Here is a 9,196-nt window from a genome sequence, read left to right as displayed (position 1 = left end):
GCCCATGCCGCCGCGCGCCGCGCCGCGATCGTTGCCGGCGCCGCCGCGGCTGCCGCTGGTGGCGACGCCGGGTTCGTCGTCCATGCGCATCGTCAGCGCGATGCGCTGGCGCTTCACGTCGACATCGAGCACCTTGACCTTGACCACCTGGCCCGCCTTCACCACCTCGTGCGGATCCTTGATGAACTTGGTCGACATCGCCGAGACGTGGACCAGGCCGTCCTGGTGGACGCCGATATCGACGAAGGCGCCGAACGCGGCCACGTTGGTCACGACGCCCTCGAGCACCATGCCCGGCATCAGGTCGGATACCTTCTCGACGCCTTCGCGGAAGGTCGCGGTCTTGAACTCGGGGCGCGGATCGCGGCCCGGTTTCTCGAGTTCGGACAGGATGTCGCGAACCGTCGGCAGACCGAAACGATCGTCGACGAACTCGGTCGGCGCGAGGCCGGCCAGCGCGTCGCGATTGCCGAGCACGTCGTCGATGCGCTTGCTGATCTTCGCGAGCATGCGCTCGACCACCGGATAGGCTTCCGGGTGGACCGAGGAACGATCGAGCGGGTTCTCGCCGCCGTTGATGCGCAGGAAGCCGGCGGCCTGCTCGAAGGTCTTGTCGCCCAGGCGCGGCACGCGACGCAGATGCTCGCGCGACGGGAACGGGCCGTTGGCGTCGCGGAAATCGACGATGTTGCGCGCCAGCGTGGCGTTGAGCCCCGAGACGCGCGCCAGCAGGGCGGCCGAGGCGGTGTTCGCGTCGACCCCCACGGCGTTCACGCAGTCCTCGACCACGGCATCCAGCGAACGCGCCAGCTCGCGCTGGTTGACGTCGTGCTGGTACTGGCCGACGCCGATCGCCTTCGGCTCGATCTTGACCAGCTCGGCGAGCGGATCCTGCAGGCGGCGCGCGATCGAGACGGCGCCGCGCAGCGTGACGTCGAGCTCGGGGAATTCCTTGGCCGCCGTTTCGGAAGCCGAATAGACCGAGGCGCCGGCCTCGGACACCACGATCTTCTGCAGCTTCAGCTCGGGATGGCGCGAGATCAGTTCGCTGGCGAGCTTGTCGGTCTCGCGCGAGGCGGTGCCGTTGCCGATGCTGATCAGCTCGGCCTGGGTCTGCGCGGCCAGGCGCGCGAGCTTGGCCAGCGAGCCGTCCCAGTCGCGGCGCGGCTCGTGCGGGTAGATCGTGTCGGTGGCGAGCAGCTTGCCGGTGCGATCGACCACCGCGACCTTGACGCCGGTGCGCAGGCCAGGATCCAGGCCGATCACGGCCTTCGGGCCGGCCGGCGCGGCCAGCAGCAGATCCTTGAGGTTGCGCGCGAACACGCGGATCGCCTCGCTCTCGGCATCCTCGCGCAGCTTGGTCAGCAGCTCGGTTTCCAGGTGCGGCTGGACCTTGACGCGCCAGCACCAGCGGCACACGTCGGACAGCCATTTGTCGGCCGGGCGGCTCTGGTTGGCGATGCCGAAATGGCGCGCGATCATCGCCTCGCCCGGATGCGGCACCTGCGCGTCGAGTTCCTCGCCCAGGCCCAGCTTGACCGTCAGCACGCCGGCATTGCGCCCGCGGAACAGGGCCAGCGCGCGGTGCGAGGGCACCGTCTTGAGCGTTTCCGAGTACGTGTAGTAATCGCGGAATTTCTCGCCTTCCTCGTTTTCCTTGCCTTCCACCACGGCCGAGGAGACCACGCCCTGGCCGTGCAGGTAGTCGCGCAGCTTGCCGAGCAGCTCGGCCGTTTCGCCGAACTGCTCGGACAGGATGTCGCGCGCGCCGTCGAGCGCGGCCTTCACGTCGGCCACGCCCTTGTCGGCGTCGACGTAGGTGGCGGCCTCGGCCTGCGGATCGAGCAGCGGGTTGGCCAGCAGCGCCTGAGCCAGCGGCTCGAGGCCGGCCTCGCGGGCGATCTGCGCGCGGGTGCGGCGCTTGGGCTTGTAGGGCAGGTAGAGATCCTCGAGCACCTGCTTGCTGTCGGCGGTCTCTATGGCGCCGCGCAGCTCGTCGGTCAGCTTGCCCTGTTCCTCGATGCTGGCGAGGATGGTGGCGCGGCGTTCCTCGAGTTCGCGCAGGTACAGCAGGCGCTCCTCGAGCTGTCGCAGTTGCGTGTCGTCCAGATTGCCCGTCACTTCCTTGCGGTAGCGGGCGATGAACGGAACGGTGGAGCCTTCGTCGAGAAGTTGCACGGCTGCCGCGACCTGCCGCGGCTGGACCGCAAGTTCGGAGGCGATGCGTTGAACGATCTTGAGTGCTACGGTTTCCGTCATGGGTAGTGAGTGCGTCTACGGCCTGCTGGAACGCCCGTGGCCGGCGAACCGGGCCGGGCGGGTGAATGGAGCGGGGCATTTTGCCATAAATGCATCGGGGCGCCGCCGCGAGGGCGGCGGCGCGGTGTTAGAATTTGCCCCATGTCCCGCAGCTTTCCTACGACGTTGCCAATCTCCCGTTTACTCGTTGCCGCGCTGGCCCTCGCGCTCGGCGCCGCTTCGTCCGTGGCCGCCGCGCAGGCGGCCGCGTCCGATGCAGCCGTCACGAGCGACTCTGTCGCCGCGGCACAGGATCGCGATTTCGATGCCCGCCAAAAAGTGCTCAATCAGCGCACGGCGGAAAACAATTATCGTTATGGCGTGGCCCAGCATGACTGCTACAGCAAGTTCTTCGTCAACAATTGTCTGACCAAAGCGCGTGACACGATGCGTGACGAGCGTTCGAGCATCAGCCAGCAGCAGCTCGCCCTGAACGACGAGCAGCGCGCGGTGCGCGCCAAGCGCCGTGACGACGAGCTCGCGCTGAAGGCCGCGCAGCAGCAGGCCGAAGCGCCGCAGCGCGCCGCCAGCGAGGCCGCGAGCGCGGCCGCCTATGCCGACAGGCAGCGCGAGAACGAGCTCAAGCGCGCGCAGCGCGATGCGGACGCGCCGCAGCGCGCGGCCAGCCAGCAGGCGTACGATCAGAAGCAGGCCGATTTCCAGAAGAAGCTCGACGATGCCCACGCACAGGCTGCGCAAAAGGCGCAGGAGCGGGCACAGAACGCCGAGCGTTACGCGGACAAGCAGCGCGAGGCCGAGCAGCACAAGGCCGATGTCGAGGAACGGCAGCGCCAGGCGGCCGAGAAGGCCAAGGAAAAGCAGCAACAGCAACAACAGCAGTAGGGCGTGCCGCGCACGTCGTCACGCCAGACAGCGAGGGGTGGGTATTTCGTTCGGACAGCCAACCCGGCGAATCGCGAGCGGCATCGGAAGGCCGCTGCGTCGAGCCGGTTCTTTTGAGGAGGCGAGCATGCAAACCCGTCAAGCAGAGCTGAAGCAGGAATTGCGCAACCGGCTGGTATCGCTGCAGGAGCAGCACAGTCAGCTGGCACGCGAGATCGAGCTCAAGGAAATGCGCTCTGACATCGACGACCTGGCGCTGCACCGGCTGAAGAAGGAAAAGCTGCTGGCCAAGGACAAAATCATCATGCTGCAATCGCAGCTCGAACCGGATCAGCGCGCCTGAGGGCGGCCTGGCAAGCGCCGGGGCCGCGTCAGGCACCGGAAATGAGGAACCGCTTGCCTTGAATTCACCGCTAGAAGCACCCGCTGACACGCGGCGCGACGAATCGTCCGCCGCGTCTTCGCGCGCGGGCGCCCCCCATCCCCTTGCCACCCCGAGCCGCAAGCGCGTCAATGAACTCGACGCGATCTTCGGCGAGGGCGGCCTGCTCGCGCGCGTGCTCGACGGCTACCGCCCGCGGGCTTCGCAGATCGACATGGCGCGCGCGGTGGCCGCCGCGATGGAGGCATCGGCGCGCAAGCTGCCCGAGCCCGAGATCTTCGATGCGCGCAAGCGCCCGGCCCGCAAGCTGCAGGCGGACGAGACCGCGCCGGCCGGCGACGATGCGCGCGGCGACAGCGCCGCCACCGCCGAGGACGACGGCGCCGACAACACCCTGATCGTCGAGGCCGGTACCGGCACCGGCAAGACCTATGCCTATCTCGTGCCGGCCATGCTGTGGGGCGGCAAGGTGATCGTCTCGACCGGCACCAAGCACCTCCAGGACCAGTTGTTCCAGCGCGACATCCCGACCGTGCGCGACGCGCTCGCCGTGCCCGTCACGATCGCGATGCTCAAGGGCCGCTCCAACTACCTCTGCCATTACTACCTGCAGCGCACGGCCGACAACGGCCGCCTGCCGACCCGGCAGGACACCGCCTACCTGCAGGAGATCGTCCGGTTCGCCAAGCTCACGCGCAGCGGCGACAAGGCCGAGCTGGCCAGCGTGCCCGAGACGGCGCCGGTCTGGTCGATGGTCACCTCGACGCGCGACAACTGTCTCGGCCAGGACTGCCCGCACTACAAGGAATGCTTCGTGATGCAGGCGCGCCGCGAGGCGCAGCAGGCCGACGTGGTGGTGGTGAACCACCACCTGTTCTTCGCCGACATCATGCTGCGCGATACCGGCATGGCCGAGCTGCTGCCGAGCGCGAACACCGTCATCTTCGACGAGGCGCACCAACTGCCGGAGACGGCCACGCTGTTCTTCGGCGAGACGCTGTCGACCACGCAGATGCTCGAGCTCGCGCGCGACACCGTGGTCGAGGGCTTGGCCCATGCGCGCGACGCGGTGGAGTGGGTCAAGCTCGGCGCCGCGCTGGAGCGCGCGGCGCGCGACGTGCGGCTCGCCTTCGCCGACGGCGGCATCGTGCGCGTCTCGCTGGCGCAGCTCGGCGAGGATCATCCGTTGTTCGCCGCGCTCGACGATGTCGATACCGCGCTCGACGCGCTCGCTTCGGCGCTGGCCGGGCAGGCCGAGCGCGCCGAATCGCTGGGCGCTTGCCTGCGCCGCGCGCGCGAGCTGCAGGGCATCCTGGCCGGCTGGGTCGCGCCCGATGCGGCGGCGGCCAGCGCGGCGAAAACCGTGAAGGAGGTGGCGGCGGGTGGCGAGGCGGCCGAGGCGAAGCGCGACGACCCCGACGAGAAGGTGCGCTGGGTCGAGGTGTTCTCGCAGACGGTGCAACTGCACGAAACGCCGCTGTCGGTCGCGCCGATCTTCGCCAAGCAGCGCGCTGGCGTGCCGCGCGCCTGGATCTTCACCTCGGCGACGCTGTCGGTGCGCGGCGACTTCACCCACTACGCGGCGCAGATGGGGCTCAGCTCGCGTCGCTCGATGACGCTGCCCAGTCCCTTCGACTATCCGGCACAGGGCCTGCTCTATGTGCCGCGCGACCTGCCGCAGCCGTCCTCGCCGATGTTCACCGACGCGGTGTTCGATGCGGCGCTGCCGGCCATCGAAGCCTCGGGCGGTGGCGTGTTCATGCTTTGCACCACCTTGCGCGCGGTCGACCGGATCGCCGCCAAGCTGCGCGAGACCATCGAGGCGCGCGGCTGGAACATGCCCCTCCTGGTGCAGGGTGACGCGAGCCGCACCGAATTGCTGGACCGCTTCCGTGCCTACGGCAATGCGATCCTGGTCGGCAGCCAGAGCTTCTGGGAGGGCGTGGACGTGCGCGGCGACGCGCTGTCGCTGGTGGTGATCGACAAGCTGCCGTTCGCGCCGCCCGACGATCCGGTGCTGGCCGCGCGGCTCGATGCGCTGACCAAGAAGGGCCTGAGCCCGTTCGCCGTGCACCAGCTGCCGCAGGCGGTGATCACGCTCAAGCAGGGCGCGGGCCGCCTGATCCGCGCCGAGACCGATCGCGGCGTGCTGATGATCTGCGACACGCGGCTGGTCGACAAGCCTTATGGCCGGCGCATCTGGCAGAGCCTGCCGCCCTTCAAGCGCACGCGCGAGATCGACGTGGTGCGCGAGTTCTTCGAAGAGGGCGGGCGCGGCATTCGTGCCTGAGCTCGCTTCGGCAGGCGGTTGCCTCGCCATCAAATAAAAAACCCGGCCATGGCCGGGTTTTTTATTGGGTGCTCGCTGCAGGCCGCCCGCGGCGGGGCAGCCGCGCGAGCGGGCTCAGAACTGCCACCAGGACTTCTTCTTCGCGCCGGGACGGGCATGCCCCGTGACGTACGGGCTGTCCGGGAAGGTGCTGGCCAGCACGCGCTTGGTGTCGTCGGCCAGTTGCGGCTGGTTCAGCCTGCCGTAGGACAGCACCATGATGTGCAGCGCGTCCTCGATCGCCGGCGCGTTCTTGTACTGCGTGATCGCCAGCTGGGCGCGGTTGATCGCGGCCACGTAGGCGCCGCGGCGGTAGTAGTAGTCGGCGGCGTGCACCTCGTGCGAGGCCAGCGCGTTGACGATGTAGCGCATCCGCGCGGCGGCGTCGGGCGCGTACTTGCTCTTCGGGTAGCGGTCGACGACGATCTTGAACGCGTCATACGATTCGCGCAGCGCCTGCGGATCGCGCTCGCTCATGTCCTGACCCGAGAAGCGGCCGAACAGGCCGAGATCGTCGTTGAAGTGGATCATCCCCTTCAGGTAGTAGGCATAGGCGATGTCCGGGTGATCCGGGTGCAGCTGGATGAAGCGGTCGACGGCCTGGTCGGCGGCGCTTGCTTCGTTATCCTTCCAGTTGCAGTAGGCTACGTTGATCTGCGCCTGCTGGGCGAAATGGCCGAACGGATCGCGGCCTTGCAGCGCTTCGAAATATTTCGCGCACTTGCCCCAATCGCTGCCGTTCAGGGCATCCTGAGCCTCTGAGTATAATTTGTTGTTCGACCAGGTCGCCGTTTCGTCGGTCTTCTGCGGCAAGCCGTGGCAGCCGGCGATCAGCGCGGCGGCCGCGGCCAATGCAGCCCACGCGGCCACAGGTTTTGCCACGCGTTTGGTCGAATTCATCATGGTGAATGTGGCTCGCATGTCCTAGCTTTCAGTCTCGGTGACCCAGTCTAAATGACCCGTTCAAGTTCGTTCCGTGCCCGGCCGGGCACGGCAAATGGCGACGATTATAGCCCAAGCTCCACCCCGTCCGACGCATCGGCGGGCGATTCGCTCGACGATGATCTGTCTGGCGAGTCGCTTGCCGCGCCGGCCTCCGCCGCATCGGGCGACGAGGCCCCGCGGGTGGTGGTGGTGCCTGACTCGCTCGCCGGCGAGCGCCTCGACAAGGCGCTCGCCCAACTATTCCCCGAATTCTCGCGCAGCCGCCTGCAGGGCTGGATCGACGAGCAGCGCGTGCGCGTCGACGGCGCGCCGGCCAAGGTGCGCCAGCCGGTGCCGCTGGGCGCGACCATCGAGCTGGTGCCCGACCTGTTGCCCGAGCAGCTCGCGTTCGCGCCCGAGCCGGTGCCGCTGTCGATCGTCTACGAGGACGAAGCCCTGGTGGTGATCGACAAGCCCGCCGGCCTGGTGGTGCATCCCGCCGCCGGCAACTGGAGCGGCACCCTGCTCAACGGCTTGCTGCATCGCTACGGCGAGGCGGCGGCCGGCCTGCCGCGCGCTGGCATCGTCCATCGCCTCGACAAGGAAACCTCCGGGCTGATGGTGGTGGCGCGCACGCTCGCGGCGCAGACCGACCTGGTCCGGCAGTTGCAGGCGCGCACCGTCAAGCGGCGTTACTTCGCGCTGGTGTGGGGGCGCATGCCCGAGAGCGGCACCATCGACGCGCCGATCGGCCGCGATCCGCGCGAGCGCACGCGCATGGCGGTCGTCACGGGCGCCTCGGGCAAGCCGGCCCGCACGCACTTCCGCTGCGTCGATACGGTGCTCTGGCAGAACCAGCCGGTGTCGGCGATCCACTGCGATCTCGAGACCGGCCGCACGCACCAGATTCGCGTGCACTGCGCGCATACCGGCCATCCGCTGCTCGGCGACCCGGTCTATGGCCGCGCGCGCGGCAAGCGCTCGGTCGCGGCGCTGCCCGGCGGTTTCGCGCGCCAGGCCCTGCATGCCTGGCGGCTCGGCCTGGTGCACCCGCTCACGGGGCGCTCGATGCAGTGGCGCTGTCCGGTGCCCGACGACATCGCCGAGCTGGCCGCCGCGCTCGGCTTCGGTGCCGAGGACGCCGACTTCGACGACGAGGACGATTACGACGACGATGATTACGATGGCGAGATCATCTACGTACGCGACGATCCGGAAGAGGACTGAATGACCACCATCACGCTGCCCGAGCTGAGCCTCGACGATTGCCTGCAACCCGACTGGCGCGTTGCGCCGCGCGTGCGCGCGCTGGTTTCGACGCGTGACGGCGGCGTGAGCGCCGCGCCTTATGGCAGATGGTCGGCGGAGCAGGGCGATGCGCCCGGCGGCATGAATCTCGGCCTTCACACCGGCGACGATCCGGCCGCCGTCGAGGCGAATCGCGCGCGGCTGCTGGCCTTGGCCGGCCAGCCGCGCGCGGCCTGGCTCGAGCAGGTGCACGGCACCGAGGTCGTGCGCGCCGACGCGGTGCTGGCGGCCGGCCCGGTTGCGGCGGACGCGCCGGTTCGCGCCGATGCCAGCGTGACCGACGTGCCCGGCGCCGTCTGCGTGGTGATGGTGGCCGATTGCCTGCCGGTGCTGTTCTGCGACGCGGCCGGCCGCGCGGTCGGTGCCGCGCACGCGGGCTGGCGCGGCCTGGTGGCGGGCATCCTCGAGCGCACCGCGGCCCAGGTGGCGGACCTGGCCGGCGTCGAGGCGAGCAGCCTGCATGCCTGGCTGGGCCCGGCGATCGGCCCGCGCGTCTTCGAGGTCGGCGCCGACGTGCACGCGGCATTCGCCGATGCGGCGCTGCCGGACGAGCGCGAGGCGACCGCGCGCGCCTTCGTCGCGATCGACGGCGCGGCGGGCAAGCACCACGCGGATCTCTACGCGCTGGCGCGCCTGCGCCTGGCGCGGCTCGGCATCATGCAGCCGACGGGCGGCACCGCCTGCACGGTGACCGAGCGCCATCGCTACTACTCCTACCGGCGCGATCGGGTCACGGGTCGCATGGCCGCGATGATCTGGATCAACGACTAGAGGCCTGGCGAGCGGGCCGGCAGCACGGGGGATCGCCCCTCCACGGCCCCTCGCTCATATCGATACGGGTATTTCTTGCCTGGCCCGGTACAAATGCCGGGGACTTTTTGCTGCGGCGCGTGACATGATTCCCGTCACGGAACCCGGTTAGGCTGAACCGGCTCCAAGCCACTCGCACGTCGCCTCGGGCCGGGCCTCGCCGACGATGTTGCGACGGATTGCCGCATAGTCGCGGCCTCGCGCGTTTTCCCCCGCGGCAGCGCATGGGGGAAAACGATAATGATAAAACTACTGCACTGCGGCAGAATCGTGAAGCCACCTCCAGCGTATGACGGCCGGCA

General features: G+C 69.0%; 7 protein-coding genes. 5 read left to right on the top strand and 2 right to left on the bottom strand.

The features are described from left to right. The coding region (locus tag F3J18_RS06810) for a Tex family protein (protein WP_166912112.1) at positions 1-2,259 on the bottom strand (2,259 nt) is incomplete at its 3' end. Between the two features lie 141 nt (positions 2,260-2,400). Between F3J18_RS06810 and F3J18_RS06805 the strand changes: the two genes are divergently transcribed. From F3J18_RS06805 to F3J18_RS06795, 3 genes are all read left to right on the top strand, one after another. Further along, positions 2,401-3,141 (top strand): colicin transporter, encoded by a 741-nt coding sequence (locus F3J18_RS06805; protein ID WP_166912109.1) that lies wholly within the window; start codon positions 2,401-2,403, stop codon positions 3,139-3,141. 127 nt (positions 3,142-3,268) lie between these two features. Further along, positions 3,269-3,484 carry a YdcH family protein gene (locus F3J18_RS06800; protein WP_013698231.1) on the top strand — a complete coding sequence of 72 codons (216 nt, stop codon included), beginning with the start codon at positions 3,269-3,271 and terminating at the stop codon, positions 3,482-3,484. Between the two features lie 58 nt (positions 3,485-3,542). Beyond that, positions 3,543-5,813, top strand: coding sequence for an ATP-dependent DNA helicase (locus F3J18_RS06795; protein WP_166912107.1), 2,271 nt, complete (start codon positions 3,543-3,545; stop codon positions 5,811-5,813). A gap of 114 nt (positions 5,814-5,927) precedes the next feature. Here the strand turns inward: F3J18_RS06795 and F3J18_RS06790 are convergent, their stop codons facing one another. Continuing rightward, positions 5,928-6,755: an outer membrane protein assembly factor BamD gene (locus F3J18_RS06790; protein ID WP_025097671.1), complete on the bottom strand. Its 828-nt coding sequence runs from the start codon at positions 6,753-6,755 to the stop codon at positions 5,928-5,930. 51 nt (positions 6,756-6,806) lie between these two features. On the opposite strand from F3J18_RS06790, the gene F3J18_RS06785 reads away from it, so the two are divergent. Together F3J18_RS06785 and pgeF are read left to right on the top strand one after the other, a co-directional pair. Then, entirely contained in the window at positions 6,807-8,003 is a 1,197-nt protein-coding gene (locus tag F3J18_RS06785) for an RluA family pseudouridine synthase (RefSeq protein WP_025097672.1), read from the top strand. After that, positions 8,004-8,855, top strand: a complete 852-nt coding sequence (pgeF, locus tag F3J18_RS06780; RefSeq protein WP_166912105.1) for a peptidoglycan editing factor PgeF — start codon at positions 8,004-8,006, stop codon at positions 8,853-8,855. The last annotated feature ends 341 nt before the right edge of the window (positions 8,856-9,196 follow it).

Source organism: Burkholderia sp. Ax-1720 (assembly GCF_011753035.1).
Taxonomy (GTDB): Bacteria; Pseudomonadota; Gammaproteobacteria; order Burkholderiales; family Burkholderiaceae; genus Burkholderia; species Burkholderia gladioli.
The sequence above is the reverse complement of the archived record's forward strand: the minus strand, read 5'-3'. Positions and strand labels throughout refer to the sequence as shown.

Coding starts and splice junctions, on each gene's coding strand:
- F3J18_RS06800 (WP_013698231.1), top strand. CDS start 3,269: ATGCAAACCCGTCAAGCAGAGCTGAAGCAGGAATTGCGCAACCGGCTG.
- F3J18_RS06790 (WP_025097671.1), bottom strand. CDS start 6,755: ATGATGAATTCGACCAAACGCGTGGCAAAACCTGTGGCCGCGTGGGCT.
- F3J18_RS06805 (WP_166912109.1), top strand. CDS start 2,401: ATGTCCCGCAGCTTTCCTACGACGTTGCCAATCTCCCGTTTACTCGTT.
- F3J18_RS06785 (WP_025097672.1), top strand. CDS start 6,807: ATGACCCGTTCAAGTTCGTTCCGTGCCCGGCCGGGCACGGCAAATGGC.
- pgeF (WP_166912105.1), top strand. CDS start 8,004: ATGACCACCATCACGCTGCCCGAGCTGAGCCTCGACGATTGCCTGCAA.